At 63.4% G+C, this 20,599-nt stretch carries 11 protein-coding genes; 6 read left to right on the top strand and 5 right to left on the bottom strand.

Annotated elements, in window-relative coordinates; translation table 11 throughout:
* Nucleotides 1-323 precede the first annotated feature (323 nt).
* From R3F72_RS17600 to R3F72_RS17575, 6 genes are read left to right on the top strand one after another with little or no spacing between them, the layout of a single operon-like run.
* Complete coding sequence (locus R3F72_RS17600) at nt 324-2,384, top strand: capsular polysaccharide biosynthesis protein (protein ID WP_332780361.1); 2,061 nt, start codon at nt 324-326, stop codon at nt 2,382-2,384.
* Between the two features lies 1 nt (nt 2,385).
* The gene (locus R3F72_RS17595) at nt 2,386-3,648 is read left to right on the top strand and encodes a capsule biosynthesis protein (RefSeq protein ID WP_332780360.1); all 1,263 of its coding nucleotides are present in this window, start codon (nt 2,386-2,388) and stop codon (nt 3,646-3,648) included.
* Nucleotides 3,645-4,457, top strand: coding sequence for an SDR family NAD(P)-dependent oxidoreductase (locus tag R3F72_RS17590; RefSeq protein WP_332780359.1), 813 nt, complete (start codon nt 3,645-3,647; stop codon nt 4,455-4,457). The genes R3F72_RS17595 and R3F72_RS17590 overlap by 4 nt, the downstream gene beginning before the upstream one ends.
* Nucleotides 4,454-6,007, top strand: a complete 1,554-nt coding sequence (locus R3F72_RS17585; RefSeq protein ID WP_332780358.1) for an LTA synthase family protein — start codon at nt 4,454-4,456, stop codon at nt 6,005-6,007. The genes R3F72_RS17590 and R3F72_RS17585 overlap by 4 nt, the downstream gene beginning before the upstream one ends.
* Nucleotides 6,008-6,044: 37 nt before the next feature.
* Entirely contained in the window at nt 6,045-13,943 is a 7,899-nt protein-coding gene (locus R3F72_RS17580) for an SDR family NAD(P)-dependent oxidoreductase (protein WP_332780357.1), read from the top strand.
* A complete protein-coding gene (locus tag R3F72_RS17575; RefSeq protein WP_087720569.1) occupies nt 13,940-15,262 on the top strand; it encodes an aminotransferase class I/II-fold pyridoxal phosphate-dependent enzyme in 1,323 nt (440 codons plus the stop codon). Before R3F72_RS17580 ends, R3F72_RS17575 begins: the two co-directional genes overlap by 4 nt.
* 188 nt (nt 15,263-15,450) lie before the next feature.
* Here R3F72_RS17575 and R3F72_RS17570 read toward each other — a convergent pair whose 3' ends face one another.
* From R3F72_RS17570 to R3F72_RS18675, 5 genes are all read right to left on the bottom strand, one after another.
* Nucleotides 15,451-16,785, bottom strand: coding sequence for a glycosyltransferase family 2 protein (locus tag R3F72_RS17570; RefSeq protein ID WP_332780356.1), 1,335 nt, complete (start codon nt 16,783-16,785; stop codon nt 15,451-15,453).
* A 306-nt stretch (nt 16,786-17,091) separates the two neighbouring features.
* Entirely contained in the window at nt 17,092-18,108 is a 1,017-nt protein-coding gene (locus R3F72_RS17565) for a phytanoyl-CoA dioxygenase family protein (protein ID WP_332780355.1), read from the bottom strand.
* Nucleotides 18,109-18,160: 52 nt separating this feature from the next.
* Nucleotides 18,161-19,435, bottom strand: a complete 1,275-nt coding sequence (kdsB, locus tag R3F72_RS17560; RefSeq protein WP_332780363.1) for a 3-deoxy-manno-octulosonate cytidylyltransferase — start codon at nt 19,433-19,435, stop codon at nt 18,161-18,163.
* 14 nt (nt 19,436-19,449) lie between these two features.
* Nucleotides 19,450-20,274, bottom strand: a complete 825-nt coding sequence (kdsA, locus tag R3F72_RS17555) for a 3-deoxy-8-phosphooctulonate synthase (protein ID WP_332780362.1) — start codon at nt 20,272-20,274, stop codon at nt 19,450-19,452.
* Nucleotides 20,275-20,346: 72 nt separating this feature from the next.
* Nucleotides 20,347-20,466, bottom strand: a complete 120-nt coding sequence (locus R3F72_RS18675; RefSeq protein ID WP_442978366.1) for a hypothetical protein — start codon at nt 20,464-20,466, stop codon at nt 20,347-20,349.
* Nucleotides 20,467-20,599: the final 133 nt, after the last annotated feature.

Here is a 20,599-nt window from a genome sequence, read left to right as displayed (position 1 = left end):
GCCTCGTCGACGTTGATATCGCTGATGGTCATGTCACCGCATAGACGTGCCGAAGGATCAGGCACACTATGCCAAAAAAATCAGGTGGTTGGCGACATGCCATCCGCAGCCACCTGAATAGTTACAAAATTCTTAGCTTTATCAATTCGACACACCGTAAAAGCAGGCTTATTCTGCGCGTTGAGTTACAATAAATTTGAAATTTGCCTTAGCACTGGGACTCGAATCGCTCGAGTGCTCTTGGGAACCAAGCAAGAGGCAGTGATGCAAACTTTTATTTGACGTTCTCTTTGACGACGGACCGCATCCGCTTTTAGTGACCCATGCCCAACGATTCGACAGTCCTGCGACCGTCCTCCCCCCGTGTGGCCGGCTATCTCTCCAAAGGCTTGGCACGCTGGAATATCATCCGCTGCCTGCTACCGGAATATTCGCGCCAGGTCCGCCTCAGACCGGGTAGCCGACAGCCCGTCGATGCGATTCTCGGCTGGGGCTTGAAGCCCACCTCGACACAGGCAAGACGGTTGGCCGCGCGGCGCGGCGTGCCTTACGTCGCCATCGAGGATGGCTTCCTGCGATCGCTGGGTCTGGGCGTCAACTATTCCCAGCCGCACAGCCTGGTCGTGGACTGCAGCGGCATCTATTACGACGCGACCCGCCCGTCCGATCTGGAGCGGCTGCTCGCCGAGGCCAATTTCGAAGCAGACGAACTGGCACGTGCCAACCTGGCCATGCAGCGTCTGCGCCAGCTGCGGCTGTCGAAATACAATCACGCGCCGGATCGGCCGCTGCCCCCCGCCGATCGACCGCGAGTGCTGATCGTCGACCAGACCCGCGACGACGCCTCCATCACTTACGGCATGGCCGATGCCAGCTCTTTCCAGCACATGCTGGAGTGCGCGATCGCCGACCATCCGGATGCCGAGATCCTGATCAAGACTCATCCCGACGTCATTGCCGGACGCAAGCAGGGTTATCTGACCCAGGCATCAAAGCACCCCCGTTGCCGGCTGATCGGTGACGACCTCAATCCATGGGCGTTATTTGACGCCGTCGGCTCGGTCTACGTGGTCACCAGCCAGTTGGGGCTCGAGGCGCTGATGGCAGAAAAGCCGGTGCACTGTTTCGGCATGCCGTTCTATGCCGGCTGGGGGCTGACCCGGGATGCGCTACGCTGCGAGCGCCGCCAGCGTCAACGCACACTGCCGGAACTGTTCGCCGCGGCCTATCTGCGCTACTGCCGCTACGCCAACCCCTATACCGGGCAAGCGTCGACGCTGGAGGCCACCATTGACCTGATCGCCGACCAGAAGCGTCAGCGTGACCGACTTGCCGGGCGTTGGCTGGCTGTCGGCTTTTCCAGCTGGAAACGCGCCTTCATTACCGATTTCCTCGGCCCGGCGTCGAGCGTGCGCTTTCTCCAGGGCGATCGTCCTCAGCCGCTCGAACTGGAAGGACGGGACAGCCTGGTGGTGTGGGGGCAGAAAGCCACCGACGAGATCAAGGCGCTATGCCGTCAGCACGGCCTGAAATTATGGCGAATGGAGGATGGCTTCGTGCGTTCGGTCGGGCTCGGGGTCGACCTGACCCGGCCGCTGTCATTGGCCTTCGACTCTCGCGGACTCTATTACGACGCCAATAGCCCCAGCGATCTCGAGCACCTGCTGGCGAAGACCGATTTCGAACCTGCGCTGCTGGCACGTGCCAACCGCCTGCGCCAGCGCCTGATCGAGCTGAAGCTGTCGAAGTACAACGTGCGTGGCAAGACGCGGCCCTCGCTCCCGACGGAGGTCATCGGCGCCCGCCCGATCGTGCTGGTGCCCGGCCAGGTCGAGAGCGACGCCTCGATCGCCCATGGTTCACCCGAGATCAAGACCAATCAGGCGTTGCTCGAGGCCGTCCGACAGAATCGGCCCGACGCATTCGTCGTCTACAAGCCGCATCCGGACGTCGTCTCGGGGGCACGGATCGGCCTGTTCGACAACACCGCACGCAAGCTCTACGACCTTGAACTGGTCGACTACGACATCGTCGATCTGATCGCACTTGCCGACGAGATCCACACCATGTGCTCGTTGACGGGCTTCGAAGGGCTGTTGCGGGGTGTGGAAGTGCATACCTACGGGCTGCCGTTCTATGCCGGCTGGGGGCTGACCCACGATCGGCTACATGCCTCGCGTCGCCAACGACGGCTGACGCTGGACGCGCTGATCGCTGGCGCGCTGTTGATGTATCCAACCTACGTCGACCCTGCCACTGGCGAGCTTTGCAACGCCGATACCGCCGTCGAACTGATGCGGCAGCAGCGCGACCAACGCTCGGGACTTCCTCTGCGCGTCCGCCTGTATCGGCTATACCGCAACCTGTTTTCCAGAAGGCGATGACTTGAGTGCTTTGACTTTGAGCAACATGCGCAAACACTTTTTGCTGCTACAAGGTGTCTGCTCCCCGTTCTTCGACCGGCTGGGCGAGCGGTTGCGGGCGGCGGGCCATGCGGTGACCAAGGTCAATTTCACCGTGGGTGACAGCGTCTACTGGCGCCAGGGAAACACCTACGTCTATCGTGGCCAGGCCAAGGACATTCCCGAGTTCCTTTGCGGGATCTGGGAGCGTCACGGCATCACCGACCAGGTGGTCTTCGGCGACCGTCGCCCGGTGCATCGTCGTGCGATTCTGGCCGCGCGTCGTCGCGGCATCCGCAATCATGTCTTCGAAGAGGGCTATTTCCGGCCTTACTGGGTGACGCTGGAGCGCGAGGGCGTCAACGCCCATTCGCTGCTGCCACGCGACCCCGCCTGGTATCGGGAAGCCGGCAAGCGCCTGCCCAGTGTCGGACGCCCTCAAGCCTTTCCCAACCAGTTCCACACCCGTGCGAGGCACGACGTGCTCTATCACCTGGCCGGCGCCGCGAACCCGTTTCTGCATCCGCACTACCGCAATCACGCCCTGGTCACGGCGCCGGTGGAGTACGCCGGCTTCCTGCTGCGCAAGCTCCGCAAGCCACATTGGAAACGTAGCGACAATGAGCGCTTGCAGGCGTTGATGGAATCCCGGCGCCCGTTCTACCTGCTGCCGCTGCAGTTGAAGAACGACGCCCAGATCCGTTACCACTCCGACTACAAGAACATGCAGGAAGTGATCGGCAAGGTGGCCGCTTCGTTCGCCTACCATGCACCAAGCGATGCATTTCTGGTGATCAAGAACCACCCGCTCGACATGGGGCTGGCCCAGTACGCACGGCTGATCAAGGTATTGGCCCATGAATACGACCTGGGCGACCGCCTGGTCTACCTCGAAGGCGGCAACCTCGAGGCCCTGCTCAAACGAGCCAACGGCCTGATCACGGTCAACAGCACCGCCGGCAACGTGGCGCTGGGATTCGGGTGCCCGACCCACACCCTGGCCTCACCGATCTACGACATCGCAGGTTTGACTCATCAGGGCACGCTGGATGATTTCTGGCTCGATACCCCGGCCCCGGACGCGACACTCTTCCGAGCCTACCGCCGAACGGTCGCCCAGACGGTTCAGATCAATGGCGGGTTCTACTGCCGTCCCGGCATTGACCTGGCCGCGGGAAATGCCCTGCAAGCGCTGCAAAGAGAGCGCTCTCCATTAAAACAGCTCATGGATGAGATCGCGTCATGACCCGAATCGTCATCACTGGCGCTACCGGTGCCATCGGCCAGGCGCTGGCCGCCGTTTATGCCAGGCCCGGCAACCAGTTGATCCTGCATGGCCGGCAGCGCGACGTGCTCGAGGCGCTGGCCGATACCTGCCGCGACGCCGGTGCCGAGGTCGAGCTGAGCCAGGTCGAACTGGGTCAGACCGAACCGGGCCAGTTCGAACAGGATAAGGACGAAGCGCTGTTCGGCTGGCTGGAATCGCTGTGTGACCCCTCAGTGCCGGACATCGTCATCATCAACGCCGGCATGAACATCAACATCGGCGAGGACGGTAGTGGCGAGCCGTGGGAAGACGCCAGCCGTCTGCTCGAGATCAACCTGCGCGTGCCGATGGCGATGGGCAACTTCCTCGGCAAGCGTATGCGCGCCGCCGGCCACGGCCAACTCGTGCTAATGAGCTCGCTGGCGGCCTATCACGGCCTGCCGGTCACGCCGAGCTACAGCGCCAGCAAGGCCGGCGTCAAGGCCTATGGCGAAGCACTGCGCGGCTGGCTGGCGCCTTACGGCGTCGGCGTCAACGTGGTCATGCCGGGCTACGTCAGCTCGAAGATGTGCCACGAGATGCCTGGCCCCAAGCCGTTTCTGTGGCAACCCGAACGCGCCGCCAAGGTCATTGCCCGGGGCATCGAGCGCAACCGTGCCCGGATCAGCTTCCCGTTCCCGCTCAATTTCGGCTGCTGGTGGCTGGCCGTGCTGCCGGCGGCGATCTCCCAGCGCCTGCTCAATTGGCTCGGCTATGATCCCGACCATGGCGACGGAGCGCATCGATGATTCAGGGCTTCTGGAACGAGTTCTGGGCCACGATCGCCACGCTGGTCGTCACCAGCCTGTTCGAACTACTGCTGAAACCTCGCCCCCAGCCGCTGTGGCAACGTGCTCCGGCCGCGATCGCCGTACATCTGGCGACTGCGGTGCTGCATTTCGCCTTCTGGCTGCTGGTGGTGCAGCGCCCCTGGTTCGCGCTGGTGATCGCCGCCTCGCTGCAGATGGTGGTCATCCAGGTCAACAACACCAAGTCGACCTCCCTGCGGGAACCCTTCCTGTGTCAGGACTTCGAGTACTTCGTCGATGCGGTGCGCCATCCTCGGCTTTACATTCCATTTTTCGGTATCGGCCTGACCATTGCCGCCAGCGCGGCCGGCGCCATCGCGATCGGCATCGGCTTCTGGCTCGAGCCCTCGCTTTACGGTCACGCCAATGCGCCCTGGTCGCTGCTGGGGACGCTGGTGCTGGTCGCGGCGAGCGTTGCCGCATTGGCCCGGCAACTGCCCCGCCTGCCCGATTGCACGCTGGAGCCCAACGAAGACCTGGTCAGGCTCGGCCTCTACCCCTATCTCTGGGCCTACGGTCGGCTGACACGCCACCCCATCGACCGCCAGGATAATGACGCCGCCTTCGCAGCGCCGGCCGATCCTGACGCGATCGATGCCGCCAGGCTGCCGAACGTGGTACTGGTTCAGAGCGAATCCTTCTTCGATCCGCGCGACTGGCACCCGGCCATTCGCCGCGAACTGCTCGGCGAGTACGACGCGCTAATGACTGAAGCGTTGCAGAGCGGGCGTTTCGACGTGCCCGCCTGGGGCGCCAATACCGTGCGCACAGAGTGCGCGGTGCTCACCGGGTTCACGCCGTCCCGGCTCGGCGTGCATCGCTTCAACCCCTACCATCAGCTATCGAAACTGCCGGCCAACAGCCTGGCCGGCGCGCTCAAGCGCCTGGGTTATCGCACCGTCTGCATTCACCCGTATCCAGCCAGCTTCTATCTGCGTGACAAGGTCTACCCCAGGCTGGGCTTCGATACCTTCCTGGACATCGCCGACTTCGACATCAGCGAGCGCGACGGCCAGTACATCGGCGATCTCGCATTGGCGGAGAGGGTTCAGCAGCAATTGGCAGCGGCCGACGGGAAGCCACTGTTTATTTTTGTGATCAGCATGGAGACCCACGGCCCGCTCCATCTGGAAGTGGCAGACCCGACCGTCGCCGAACGGTGGCTCGAAGGCCGCGTTACCCGCGGTTGCGAAGCGCTAACGGTTTATCTAAGGCATCTGCGCAATACCGATTGTATGCTTGGACGACTCAGGGATTCTCTTCGGAGAAATGAACGGCCCGGCATTCTGGGTTTCTACGGAGACCATGTGCCGATCATGCCGAAAGTCTACGCACTGCATGGCGAGCCGGATGGTTTAACGAACTATTTCATCTGGCAGACCGCACCCCATTCGAGCGATAACGTACGAATGACGCTCCCAGCCGATAAATTAGGCACAACGATCTACGACAGAATCATCGAACATGCCGGCGAGTTTGGTGCGAATTGAGAAAGGCGTAGCCAATGCTACGAAGCAAGGAGTCCCAATGACCAAACGCGTTGCCATCATCGGCGCAGCTCACCGGTTCCCGAGTGCCCCGACATCACAACGTTTCTGGCAAGCGCTCAAGGCTGGTGAAGACCTCGTCACCACAGTCGCCGACGACCGCTGGGGTATGGAGGCCTATCGCCATCCCGACAAGCAGCACCCTGGCACCAGCTACACTTTTGCCGCCGGCAGTCTCGGCGACATTGCCGGCTTCGACGCCAGCTTCTTCGGCATCTCGCCGCGTGAAGCCGCCCAGATGGACCCGCAGCAGCGCATCCTGCTGGAAATGGCCTGGGAAGCGATGGAAGACGCCGGCATCCCGCCGCAGACGCTGCGCGGCAGTCAATGTGGCGTGTTCCTGGGTATCGCCAGTCTCGACTATTCGTACCGCATGGCCGACGACATGTCGGTGATCGACACCTCGACCGCGACCGGCAACACATCGAGCATCGCCTCGAACCGCATCTCCTATGTGTTCGACCTGCACGGCCCGAGCATGTCGATGGATACCGCCTGTTCCTCGTCGCTGGTCGCCTTTCACCAGGCGTGCCAGTCGATCCGCAGCGGCGAAACGGAAATGGCGCTGGCCGGCGGCATGAGCCTGCATCTGCACCCGTTCGGCTTCATCATCTTCTCCAAGGCGAGCATGCTCTCGCCCACCGGACGTTGCCAGGTCTTCGACGAATCCGGAGACGGCTACGTGCGCTCCGAGGGCGGCGGCATCTTCCTGCTCAAGGACTACGACAAGGCCGTCGCCGACGGCGACCGTATCCTGGCCATCGTCGCCGGTAGCGGCGTCAATACCGATGGTTTCAAGAAAGGCCTGACCGTGCCCAACACCGATGCCCAGGTCGCGCTGATGAGCCAGACCCTGGCGCGTGCGGGGCTGACGCCGGACGACATCGACTATCTGGAAGCCCACGGCACCGGCACTGCCGTCGGCGACCCGCTGGAAACCCGCGCCATTGGCGCGGCGATCGGCCAGAAGCGCAAGACGCCGCTGCCGATCGGTTCGGTCAAGAGCAACCTCGGCCATCTGGAGACCGCCTCTGGCGTCGCGGGGCTGGCCAAGGCGCTTTATGCCCTGCGTGAACGTGAAGTACCCGCCACCATCGGTATTCGCAAGGTCAACCCGAGGATCGACCTGGAAGGCTGGAATCTCGACATCGTCGACAAGCCGCGCAAGCTGAAAGCCGAAGGCCAGTTGACCATCGGCATCAACTCGTTCGGTTTCGGCGGCGCCAACGCCCACGTCATTCTGCAGTCGCCGAGCGAGACGCCGCAGCCCGAGGCAGCCGGCCAACCCAAGGCACCCGTCCGCAAACTGCCGCTATGCCTGAGCGCCCGCAGCCCGGAAGCGCTGCGCGAGTTCGCCGCCCGCCTGAGCGACAACCTGACCGCGGGCAACGTGTCGTTCTACGACACCGCCTACAGCTTGGCCTTCCGCCGCGAACGCCATCCGCACGCGGCGGTACTGCTCAGCAACAACGCCGCCGATGCGATCACCCGGCTGGATGCCCTGGCCGCCGCCGAGAGCGTTCCCGGCGCCGCCGTTGGCGAACGGGTCGACAACGGTTTCGGCCCAGTATTCGTCTACGACGGCAACGGCTGCCAGTGGGAGGCGATGGGCCGCACGCTGCTGAACGAATCCCCGGTCTTCGCTGCCGCCGTCGACGAGGTCGACGCGCTGTTCGCCAGCCACGCCGGCTTCTCGCTGCGTGCCGAACTCGATGGCACCAATCAACAGGCGGATAATCAACGGACGGGCAATCAACAGAACGCCGCCAAGGGCGAAGATCGCCTGGCGCGGACGGAAATCGCCCAGCCGGCGCTGTTCGCGCTCCAGGTCGGCGTGACCCGACTGCTCGAATCCGAAGGCGTGCGCCCTGCAGCCGTCACCGGCCACAGCGTAGGTGAAGTCGCCGCGGCCTGGGCCTGCGGCGCGCTGAGCCTGGCCGATGCGGTCAGCGTCATCTACCACCGCAGCGCCGGCCAGGGTCGCACCCGGGGCAGCGGCGAAATGACCGCCGTCGGCCTCGGTGCAGATGCCATGCAGCGCTGGCTGGACGATCCCGCCGATTCCAAGGACGGTTCCAAGGACGGTTCCAAGGGCTATGGGGACATCGTGATCGCCGGGGACAACAGCCCCAAGGGCGTGACGCTGGCCGGCCCCGCACAAGCGCTCGAGCGCCTGGAAGCGGCGCTCTCCGCCGAGCGGGTCTTCGCCAAGCGCCTGGCGCTGGATTACGCCTTCCATAGCCCGGCCATGGACCCGATCCGCCAGGACGTGATCGACGCGCTGAGACACATCACGCCTCGTGCCGGTCGCGTGCCATTCATCTCCACCGTTGCCGGCAAGGTACTGGAAGGCGGCGAACTGGGTGCCGAATACTGGTGGCTCAACATCCGGGAACCGGTGCAGTTCGGACCGGCGGTCGACTCGCTGATCGAGTCCGGTGCCCGTGCGTTCATCGAGATCGGTGCCCAGCCCATCCTGCGCCGCTACCTGACCGATGCCTTCACCGCCCGGTCGGTAACCGGCAGCGCCATCGGCACGCTGAGCCGCGATCATGACGGCGCCAGTGCCATGGAAGCCAGCCTCGCCGCCCTGCTGGTCAGCGGTGCCGTTTCTCCCGAGGCGTGGTTCCCGGTTGCCGGTCGCTTCGTAGACTTGCCGCACTACCCTTGGCAGCGCGAGCGCTACTGGATCAAGACGACCGGTGACTCCCAGGGCCTGATGGGACGCCACTACGAACACCCGCTGCTGGGCTACCGCTTGGCGCGTCAGGGCATGGTGTGGGAAAGCCAGCTCGATACCCGCCGCCTCCCCTGGCTGGCCGACCATCGTGTCGGTGACGCCACGGTATTCCCCGGCGCCGGTTTCGCGGAATTGGCGCTCGCCGCCGCCGCGGCTGCCAAGGCATCGCCGGTGCTGGACATCGAAGCGCTGGAAATTCTCAGCCCGCTGCTGCTGGACGCCACCCATGGCAAGAAGCTGCAGCTGGAGATTCAGGATGCCGACGGCACCCTGACCATGAAGACCCGCGAGCCGGCCAGCGAGGATGCCTGGACGCTCAATGCCCGCGCCCGCATCGCGGCGCAGACGCGCGGCCTGCTGCTGACGCGTCGTGGCACGCCGCTGCCGGACCGGCCGGCGGATTATACCCACGAGCAGCATCTGGCGATGGCCGCGCACGTGGGGCTTGAGTACGGCCCCGGCTTCCAGGCGATCAGCGACGTGTGGGTCGAGGGCGACCGTGCCGTGGGTCGCGTCGAGCTGCCCGCTGCCATCGCCGAGGATCAGCGCGACTGCCTGCTGGCACCGGGGATTCTCGACAGCGCCTTCCAGCTCTTCATTCCGCTGCTGGCAAATGAACTCGCCAAGGCCGGCGGCCTGGCTTTCGTACCGGTGCGCCTGGAGCGACTCCAGCTCCAGGTCGATGCCGCGCCGCCGGCGTCGATGGAAGTACGCCTGACCAGTCGCGCACCGCACTCGCTGTGCGCCGACGTCGCGCTGTTCGATGCCGCCGGCAACGCCGTGGCGGTGGTCGAAGGCGCGCGTTTCAAGGCCGCCCGCCTGCGTCACGCCGTACAGCACCGGCTCAGCTATCTGGACCATCGCCTGGTACCGGCGCCGCGTGAAGCCGCCGCGCTGCCGCTCGACGACGCCACCGCCGAGCTGGCGCTGGGTCAGCTGATCGAGAACTACCGCAGCGTGACCGATGGCCGCTACGGCGACGAAGTCGAACCGCTGCTCGAGACGCTGGTCTCCGCGTTTCTCGACGAGGCGCTGCGCGGCTATGCCGACAGCGACGGCCAGCTCTTTGCCGATCAACTGCTCACCGACCCACTGTTCGCCGACCCGCTGCTCGTCGACCCACTGCTCGCCAAGAATCCCGAGACCGGCACGACCGAGACCCGCCAGCGCCGCCAGGCGGTCATCGAACTCGCGCTCGCCATCGGCATCGCGGCGGAAACGCCGACCGGCTGGCAGTTGCAGGAAGCGCCGGAGATCGACGCGGCAACGATATGGAACCTGCTGATTCGGGACTACCCGGACTACGCCGCGCTGACCCACAGCATCGGCCGCTTCGGCCTGCACCTGACGGACTGGCTCGAAGGGCGTCTCGACGATCATCTTGATAGCCGGGCCACGCTGGGCTTGGATGCCCCGCGTCTGACACGGCTGGTACAGGCTGCCGTCAGTGAACGCGGCTGGTACGCGCTGGCAGATACCTGGCTTTCGCAATATGCCATGTCGCTGGAGCTGCTGCCGCCCCACCAGCGGCTGGTGATGCTCGAGGCCTCGGCGCTGCGTCCGCAGCTCGGCGAACGGCTGATGAGCGGCCTGACCGGCGATCGCGCCCAATATCGCTTCGTCGCCCTGAGAGACAGCGCATCGAGCGAAGCACAACCCCTGGCGGAACACGACGCCAGAGTCGATCTGCTGACGCTCGATGCCGACGCTCCCGCGATCGGTGCCAACGTCGCGCTGGTGACGCTGGATGGCACGCAGAACGAAATCGACAAGCTGCTGCGCTGGCTGCCGGCGCAGTTGGCGGACGACGCCCAGATCGCGTTTTTGGTACTGGGAGACACCGATTGGCAGTCGTTCCTGTCGATGGCGATGGAACCGGACACCCGCCCTGCCGATCTCCAGGCCACGCTGCAGCAACTGGAAGCGCTGGGATATCGTCAGATCGAACGCCACGCGCTGGAAAGCGAGCAAGGCGGCCTGCAGCTGTTGACCGCCCAGGCGCCGATGACGGCGCGCTCGACGGAAACCGAATCCGAGCGACTCCGTGGCGATGCGGCCCATCCCGCCGAGCAGTGGCTTATCATCAGCAACGACGCTGCCCAGTGGCTGGCGTCGAAACTGGTCAAGCGCTTCGAGACACTGGGCCAGACCGTGCACCACCTGGTCGGCAGCGAACTGGCGCCCCAGGACCTGCTCCCGCTGGCGCTCGAGTCCTTCGACCCGAGCCAGATCGTTGACCTGCGCGGCCTGGCAACCGCCGCCGAAGATCGCTGCGTACTGGCGGCTCAGTGGCTGCAGACACTGGAGGCTCACGAGAGCCCTGCCGCGCTCTGGTGGCTGACGCTGGGTGTGGGTGCGCATTTCTTCATCGCGCCCGAAGCCGCGCTTTCCAAGCGGTCCGACGCCACCGCGCTTTCTACACAGTCCGACGCCACCGCGCTTTCCAAGCGGTCCGACGCCACCGCGCTTTCTACGCAGTCCGACGCCACCGCGCTTTCCAAGCTGCCCGAAGCCGCAGCAAGCGCGCCGCACGGTTCCATGTCGTCTGATCTTTCCAAGCTAGCTGAAGACGCCGCCTTGTGGGGCTTCGGACGTTCGCTGCAGAACGAGGCCGGGAGCCGTCAGGTGCGGCTGCTGGATCTGCCGCTGTCGAGCCGGGACACGCTGTCCAACGAGCTGCTGGATGCGTTGCTGTTCGAACTCAGCGTGCCGGACGCGGAGACCGAGATCGTGCTCGACGCCGATGGCCAGCGCTGGGTGCCGAGGCTGGGTCTGGCGCCGGCGCCCGGCACGCAAGTCGGCGGCGAGGAAGCCTCCGCCAGCGATCGTGCCGTCAGCCTGGGCTTCGAGCTGCCGGGTCAGCTGCGCCATCTGCGCTGGCAGCCGCATGATCTGCCCGCGCCGCAAGCCGGCCAGGTCGAGATCGCAGTCAAGGCCACCGGGCTCAACTTCCGCGACGTGATGTACGCGCTCGGCCTGCTCTCCGACGAAGCGATCGAAAACGGCTTCGCCGGCCCCACCCTGGGCCTGGAGTTCGCCGGTGAAGTGATCAGCGTCGGCGATCCCGATGGCTCGCTGCGCCCCGGTGACGCGGTGGTCGGCTTCGGCCCCGCCAGCTTCAGCGATCGGCTGGTCGCCGATGTCAACGCGGTGGCCAGGATCCCCGCCGACATCGGCTACGCTGCGGCGGCGACGATCCCGACGACCTTCTTCACCGTCTACTACTCGCTCAAGCATCTGGCTCGCGTACAGCCCGGCGAACGACTGCTGATCCACGGCGCGGCCGGCGGCGTCGGCCTCGCCGCGATCCAGGTCGGCCGCTGGCTGGGGGCGGAAATCATCGCCACGGTCGGCTCACCGGAGAAGCAGGACTTCCTGCGGCTGATGGGCGTCGATCGTATCTACGATTCGCGCAGCCTGACCTTTGCCGAAGAGATTCTTCACGACAACTTTCTGAAACGTCAGACCCGGGAAGGCAACGGCAACGGCAACGGCAACGGCAACGGCAACGGCAACGGCAACGGCCAGCGTGTCGGCGCCGATGGCGTCGATGTAGTGCTGAACTCTCTGGCCGGTGAAGCGATCAACCAGAACCTGCGGGTGCTCAAGCCGTTCGGCCGCTTCATCGAACTCGGCAAGCGCGACTTCTACGAGAACACCAAGGTCGGCCTGCGCCCGTTCCGTAACAACCTGAGTTACTTCGGCGTCGACTCCGATCAGTTGATGAGCGAGTTGCCGGAACTCACCGGCGAGCTGTTTACCGAGATGATGGCGCTGTTCGCCGACGGCACGCTGTCGCCGCTGCCGTACATCGCATTCGGCAGCGACCGCGTGGTCGAGGCGTTCCGCTACATGCAGCAGGCTCGCCAGATCGGCAAGGTCGTCGTTACCTACGAACGCCCGCCGCAGATGGCACCAGCCCCCGCGAAGGACATTCCGCTGACGCTGGATGCCGCCGGCACCTATGTCGTGACCGGCGGCCTCGGCGGCTTCGGTCTGGCCACCGCCGAATGGCTGGCCGCCAAGGGCGCGCGCCAGCTGTTGCTGCTGAGCCGTCGCGGCCCCACCACCGAGGAAGCCGAAACCGGCATCGCACGGCTGGAAGCCCTCGGGGTGACGGTGGCGGCCCGCGCCTGCGACGTGACCGATGCCGAGGCGCTCGAACGCGTGCTGGACGAAGCGCGCCAGAGCCTCGCCCCGATTCACGGCATCGTCCACGCCGCAACCGTCATCGACGACGGTCTGATCCGCAATCTCGACGAAGCGCGTATCCGCCACGCCATGGCGCCGAAGCTCGAAGGCGCGCGCCATCTGGATTCGCTCACCGCCGACGACGAACTCGAATTCTTCGTGGTCTACTCCTCGGCGACCACGCTGTTCGGCAACCCCGGCCAGGCGAGCTACGTGGCCGCCAACCACTGGCTGGAAGCCTTCACCGCCCACCGGCGCGCCAACGGGCGCCCGGCGACGGTGGTGCGCTGGGGCGCGATCGAGGACGTGGGCTTCCTGGCCCGCAACACCCAGACCCGCGACAGCCTGCAGGAACGTCTCGGCGGCCAGGCGCTGACCTCCGCCGATGCCCTGGCGGTGCTCGAGCGCATGCTGGTGGCCGATGTCGCCTCGCTCGGCGTGCTCGAACTCGACTGGCGTGCGCTGGCGCGCTTCCTGCCCACGGCGGAAGCGCCGCGCTACCGGGAAATCGCCCGCACCGCCGAGGACGACGGCAGCCAGGAAGGCGACGACGACCTGCAGAAGCTGCTGGCCAGCCTGGCGCCGGAAGCGCTCTATACCACCCTGATCGATGTCCTCAGCAAGGAACTCGCCAAGATCCTGCTGATCGACGAGGAGAAGATCGATATTCACAAATCCGTCTACGACATGGGCTTCGACTCGCTGATGGGCGTCGAGCTGGTAACCGCGCTGGAAGCCCGCCTGGGCGTCCAGGTCCCGGTCATGGTGCTCAGCGAGGCCGGCACACTGGCCAAGCTGTGCGACTACCTGATGCTCAAGCTGCGTGGCGACGAAGCCCCGTCAGACAGCGATGAAGACGCGCTCAGCGGGCTGGCCGCCCAGCACGGCGTCGAGGTGCTGCAAAATGGCGGTGAATCACAGGGCGACGCCGGGGAGGCCAAATCATGAGCCAATCCCGCGACGTGCTGAAACAGCGCCTGCTGCAGGAAGCCCGCCAGCGCCGCCAGCAACGCCCGGAGGGCGATACCGCCCCCAGGCCGGCCGCGACCAGCGTCGACGAGCGCTTCATCCGCTTCGATCGTCATCCGGGCTATCAACAGCTCAAGATGATGCGCGAAGGCGGCAAGCGGTTGGGCATTCCCGATCCATTCTTCAAGGTCCACGAGAGCACTGCCGGGGCGACCACAGTGATCGGCGGGCGCGAGTGCATCAATTTCGCCAGCTACAACTACCTCGGCCTGGCTCATCACCCCAAGGTGATCCAGGCCGGCATCGACGCGCTGGAACGCTATGGCAGCTCGGTCTCGGCCAGCCGCCCGGTCTCCGGCGAACGGCCGATCCACCACGAGCTGGAACGGGCGATCGCCGAGACGTATGAAGTCGAAGACGCCGTGGCATTCGTCAGCGGCCATGCCACCAACGTCTCGACGCTGGGCTATCTGCTCGGCCCCAAGGATCTGATCCTTCACGACGAGTACATCCACAACAGCACCGTGGTCGGCGCGCAGCTCTCCGGCGCGCGCCGCATGAGCTTCGCGCACAACGATCCGGCCGCGCTCGAGGCGCTGCTGACGCGCCATCGCCGCCAGTTCGAGCGTGTGGTGGTGGTGATCGAAGGGCTTTACAGCATGGATGGAGACGCCCCGGATCTGAAACGCTTCGTCGAGATCAAGCAGCGCCACCAGGCGTGGCTGATGGTGGATGAAGCCCACTCCTTCGCCGTGATGGGCGACCGGGGGCTGGGGCTGCGAGAATACTGCGGCGTGCCGGCTCTCGATGTCGATATCTGGATGGGCACGCTCTCCAAGACACTCTCCGGCTGCGGTGGCTATATCGCCGGCTGTCGTGAACTGGTCGAGATGCTGCGCTACTTCGCGCCGGGGTTCCTCTACAGCGTAGGCATGCCCGCCCAGGTGGCCGGGCCGTCGCTGGCCGCCCTGCAGATCATGAAGGAAGAACCCGAGCGCCTGAAGCGCTTGCACGATATCTCGCGCTACTTCCTGCAGCAGGCGCGGCTCAAGGGGTTCGATATCGGCGAGAGCATCGGTGTCGCCGTCGTGCCGGTGATCGTCGGCAGCTCCGTGCTGGCCGCCGGGCTATCGGACGCCCTGCTCAAGGACGACATCAACGTACAGCCGATCCTTCACCCGGCCGTGCCCGAGAAGAGCGCGCGCCTGCGCTTCTTCCTCAACTGCGACCACACCCGCGAACAGATCGACCGGACCCTCGACATGCTCGAGACAGAGTGGAAAGCGCGTACCGCCTAGGACCGCAACGAGCTGTATCGATCGCCATCTCTGATGAATAAGTGACGAATAAGCGCGAATAAGCGCGAATAAGCGACGAATGAACGACGAAGGCCTGCCGTACTGGCAGGCCTTCGGATATTTTCGTACGAGCTTTCGTACGAGCTTTCGTACGAGCGATAGTCGACAGGATTCGAGACCGCGCATTTTCAGCGGCGATCGTACTCACTAGCCGGACGGGTGGCCCCTTGAGAGGCATCCCGGGAGGAAAACCCGAACCGACCGAGCATCACCGTGAACCACGAACGGGGCCTTGCCGGCTGGGTCGACGGAAGATTCGTTTCCGGCGCCCCGACACGTTGGTCGACCGAGGCCTGGATTGGCTCGGCGGCGGCTGGCGAATCGACCGAAGGAGCCGGCGGTTGCTCGGCCTCCCCTACGTCATGATTCGTTTCGCTCGAGGGCGCCGTTGCCTGGGCAGGATCCGGGGTATCGAGCTTCGGCTCGACGGCTGGCGACTCGGCCGAGGGAGCCGGTGGCTTCTCGGCTTCGACAACGGCATGGCGCGTCCCTCTCAAGAACGCTATGGCCTGGGTACGCTCCGGCGTCTCGAGCCTCTCTTGTACCATTCGCACTGCGCGGCGAGCCCTTGCGAGAATATCGGCCTTATCCTGGGTAATGAGGCTTTCGATATCGAGCGCTGCCAGAAAGCGCTCTCGCTGAAGCGCGTAATCACGGAATTCATCTTCCGGCCAGAAGAAGCGGTGGCGTATCGATACATTCCGATGGGACCGATAACCAGGGCGATTCATCTTCAACCGACGGCGTTGGGAAGGCCGACCGCGAAGCGACAACGCCATGTACTCCTGTTCCGAGCGGTACATTCGATGAATGATGTAAGCGCTTTTCGGCTTCATGACGCTGTGAGATGCCAATTCCGATTGCTGCTCATCGAACGTCATCGGCGCGCCATCGGCATCCAGCGGCGTCACCTCTGCTCCGAAAATGGGGTGATGCACTCGTACGTGTTTAATGTCGATGCCGTCGAGCGGAAACAAGGTCTTCAAATGAGAAGAGAGTTCGTAACCGGCACCACGCTGTAACGGCGTGAACGGCGCATGCTGGCCCAGCTCGCAATGCCATAAATGACAGATAGGCTGAGGCTGCCCGTCAATGCAGCTTTTGGTCACGAAACGGTCAACGGAGGTGGCAAAGTCGTTGGGCGTCCAGAATTCATCGACATCCAGAAACAAGAGCCAATCCACGCCCTGCTGGCGAGACTGCTCGAGCTCCTTGGCATAGGCGACCGTCTGCAGTTTGGCGCTGACGCCCGGATCGCAAAGGTCGATCCAGTCGAGAAACTCGAAGGTGACCTGAGGGTAAGATTGGCCTATCCGTTCCAGCACGGCGACCGAGGAGTCCGAAGTGCGGTTGATATAGACGTGAATGAGGTCGAAACCAAAGTGCAGATGGTGAAAGACCCACTCGGCCAGATACGGCCCTTCGTCCTTGGCCACGGCACAGATTTTGAACAACGGCTTCATACCTGGACTCCTTGAAACGCCATAGGGCAGGTTGTTATTGGGAACAGTGAATAGCCGTGCAAAGTCTGCGATCTGGCGCTGTCGACACAGCCTGTGCAGCATCGGGCAACACCAGATAACGGACAAGATGGTTTATCTCACACTCAGGACTTCAGTCGGCGTGCTCGCCGTTCGTCATGCGACAGTTGGCATAGGCGCAATTGGTGAGGCGGGCTCAGGATATTCGCAACGCCTGAGGAGCCTAAAACGTGAAAAGCAGCCCGAAGGCTGCTTTTCACTGAAACGAAGAGTGATGCGGTGAGAAGCCTAGAGGCGTCTTTGCTCGATCACATGCCAGGATGATCGCTTACCCTTGGCAGCGGATCTGGCGTCCTCCTGCCGACGCATGCGCTGGAGCACACGATACTGCAAGCGGTTGAAGTATTCGAATCCCAGCCCCGGCAATGGCAGGAAGGGGTTGGTCCGGCTCATGCCCCATAATGCCAAGCGGGAGCTGCCCGGCTCGGCATTGCCCCGGGCATGGACACCGAAGGTATTGGCGATGAGCAGCGTGTTAGCCGCGACCCGGAATGGCCGTGGGCCGCCCTCGCCCAACCTCTCGGCCTCTTCCTGGCTTACCCGGAACGAACCACGGGCCGTATAGCGATCCGCATGCTCCCTGGCTCGCAGGCTCATCTGATATTCCCACTTCAAGCGCTCGCGATGCGGACGATTGGAGCCAGGCACGAACACGAACGGGCCATTCTCGTCGGTCACGTCCTCCAGATAGAGCCAGAACTTCATGGTGGGCTGGAACGTATCGACATGCAGATTCTTCTGCGGATCCCGCACCGTGTCATTTTTCCGGCTGCCGTTATGCACGTTCTCGATATGGCAGATCGGCAAGCGGGCATGCCCGGCACAATAGCGGAACAGCCGCTTCAGCGCGGCATCTTCCAGCACCGCCTTGACCTGGGGCAGCTGCTCCAGCACTTCCGGCGCCAGCAGAATCCGGTGGGTATTGGTATCGCCCTGGCAGCACTCGCGGATTTCACCCTCGTATTCCCGCACCGCCTTCACCAATGCCAGGAACTGCGACTCGGGCAGGTAGCTTTCCTTGAGCACGTAACCGTACTGCTGGAACTGCTCGCGATCCGCCCTGGGCACGCCCGGCGCCAGCATCGCCATGCGCAGACGAGACATCCAGTACGCCAACCAGACGCGCCCCACGTGAAGACCGTAGCGATTGAGATAATCGTTCCCTATGAGAGGGTTGGCCTTGAAAGACTTGGCGCCGGTGAACAGCTCACCCAGCCAGATCGGATATTGAAAAACCCGTTTCATAACGGTTCCCTCCGGTTCATCTCACTATCCCCGCCCGCCATCGCTCAGGCCTTCATTGCGCCATCGAATGCATGACACGACTATAGCCTTCCACCGACTGGAACACATCGGCCTTCCCCTGAGCTTCGAGGATCTTGTCGCTGAGATAGCGCAGCGCGCCCGCCCCACCCGAGACAGGCAGCACGCCGGTAGCCGCACTGGCGATATACTCGGGTGCATCATTCACCGTAAAGCTCAGCCCGCAAGCGCCAAAAGCGGGAAGATCTATCGAGTCGTCCCCCAGGCACACCGTCTGTTCCTTGGTAACCGCCGCCTGTTCCTGAAGGAGACGGCAGGCTTCCGCCTTGTCTTTCACGCCATAGAGAACGTGTCGAATACCCAGGTCCGCAGCCCGCTTTCTCAAGGTCGGCGAATCACGTCCCGACAGCAGGGCCACCTGCACACCACACGCCATCAGCATCTTGATACCCAGACCATCGCGAACATGGAACGTCTTCGTCGTTTCCCCCGCTTCCGTATAGTGCAGGCGGCCATCAGTCAAAATGCCATCCACGTCAGCAATGACCAGCTTGACGTTGGCTAGCGGATCAGCGGGGGCGTATTCCTGCCCGAGGAAACGCGCACGGACCCGTTCGAGACACTCAGGCGTATCGACGCCGGGCCCCGTCGGCTCGACCTCGACGGCGCGGATCGTCATGCCCGCGTATAACAGCCGCAGTTGTTCCAGTACCTCGGAGCGTTCCAGCATCGGCGAGCCAAGGCGGCCATACTGCTCGAGAATCTCTCGGCGGTAAGCATAGACACCGACGTGCTTCAAAAAGCTCGCCTCGGAAGGCTCCCGGGGAAAAGGAATCGGAGAGCGGCTGAAATAGAGCGCGTCACCGTTTTCCTTGAGTACGACCTTGACGCTATTGGGGCTTTTCGCTTCCTCGAACGAGATCGGATGGCAAAGCGTACCGACATGAACCTCGGAAGAGACGGTCTCCATCTCTCGTACCAGACTTTCCAGATCGGTGGACCGGATGAGGGGTTCATCGCCTTGCACATTGATGTAGAGATCGGCCTCGACCTTCTGCATTACCTCAACCAGCCGGTCGGTGCCGGAAACTTGATCGGGCGAAGTCATGACCGCATTCCCGCCAAAGCCGGCGACGCAATCCATGACGCGCTGGTCGTCAGTGGCTACCCAGACAGCCTCGACGTTACGCACGGCACTGGCAAGCTCGTAAACATGCTGGATCATCGGTTTGCCGACGATATCCGCCAGCGGCTTACCCGGAAGACGGCTGGAGCCATATCGGGCAGGAATCACAATGACTGTTTTCATGGAAGACAACCGGTTCAGTCGATCTTGAGTTCAGGCAATGACTTGACCGTGTCATCGATCGCCTTGATATGCGTCAGGAACGGTTCGAGCAGATGCAGCGGCAATGCGCTCGGCCCATCACACTTGGCGTTATCGGGGTCGGGGTGGGATTCCAGGAACAGCCCGGCCAAGCCGGTGGCCATGCCTGCGCTGGCCAACTCGACGACCTGCTGCCGACGACCGCCTGATGCGGCACCGCCCGGATCGCGCTGTTGCAGCGCGTGGGTCACGTCGAAGATGATCGGCAGATCGCCGGAAACCTTCTTCATGACACCGAAGCCCAGCATATCGACCACGAGGTTGTCGTAACCGAAGCATGTCCCCCGGTCGCACAGCATCAGCTGCGAGTTGCCCGCCTCGTTGAACTTCTCGACGATGTTCAGCATCTGTGCCGGGCTCAGGAACTGCGGCTTCTTGATATTGACCGGCTTGCCGGTCTTGGCCATGGCAACGACCAGGTCCGTCTGTCGCGCCAGGAAGGCGGGCAACTGGATGATATCCGCCACTTCGGCCACTGGCGCAGCCTGCCATGTTTCATGGACATCGGTAATGACGGGAACGCCGAATTCGGACTTGATGGCCTCGAATATCTTCAGCCCCTCTTCCATCCCCGGACCACGATAGGAATGAATGGAAGAGCGATTGGCCTTGTCGAAGCTTGCCTTGAACACATAGGGGATGGAGAGCTTGTTGGTGACCTCGACGTAATGCTCACAGGCCTTCAGCGCCATATCGCGAGACTCAAGAACATTGATACCGCCGAACAGGGTGAAGGGTGAATGGTTGCTCAACCCTTTCATGTCGAAAATATTACTCACTGGAGATTCCTATAAAGAAGAATTGCGCCATCGCCGGCTCGAACCACGATCGATCTATGCGTCGAAGCTTTTCACCACGCCCAGCGGCTCTTGCCCTTCGGCGACAATCAGCGATGTCAGCTTTCGTTCCCGCATCAACTGTTCGCAGTCGTATAGATTGGCGTCGGGAGAGATCGTGATGTGTAGTGGTCAAGTGCTTTTGGCCACCGAGCTTTGAGCATTCCAGTAGTTCTTTTCTGCCAAATTCGGCGGTATCCCATCGTTATGCTTGTGCGGCCGGAGGCTGCTGTAGTAACCGATCATATAA

This window comes from Salinicola sp. 4072 (genome assembly GCF_036663415.1).
Lineage (GTDB): Bacteria > Pseudomonadota > Gammaproteobacteria > Pseudomonadales > Halomonadaceae > Salinicola > Salinicola salarius_A.
The sequence above is the reverse complement of the archived record's forward strand: the minus strand, read 5'-3'. Positions and strand labels throughout refer to the sequence as shown.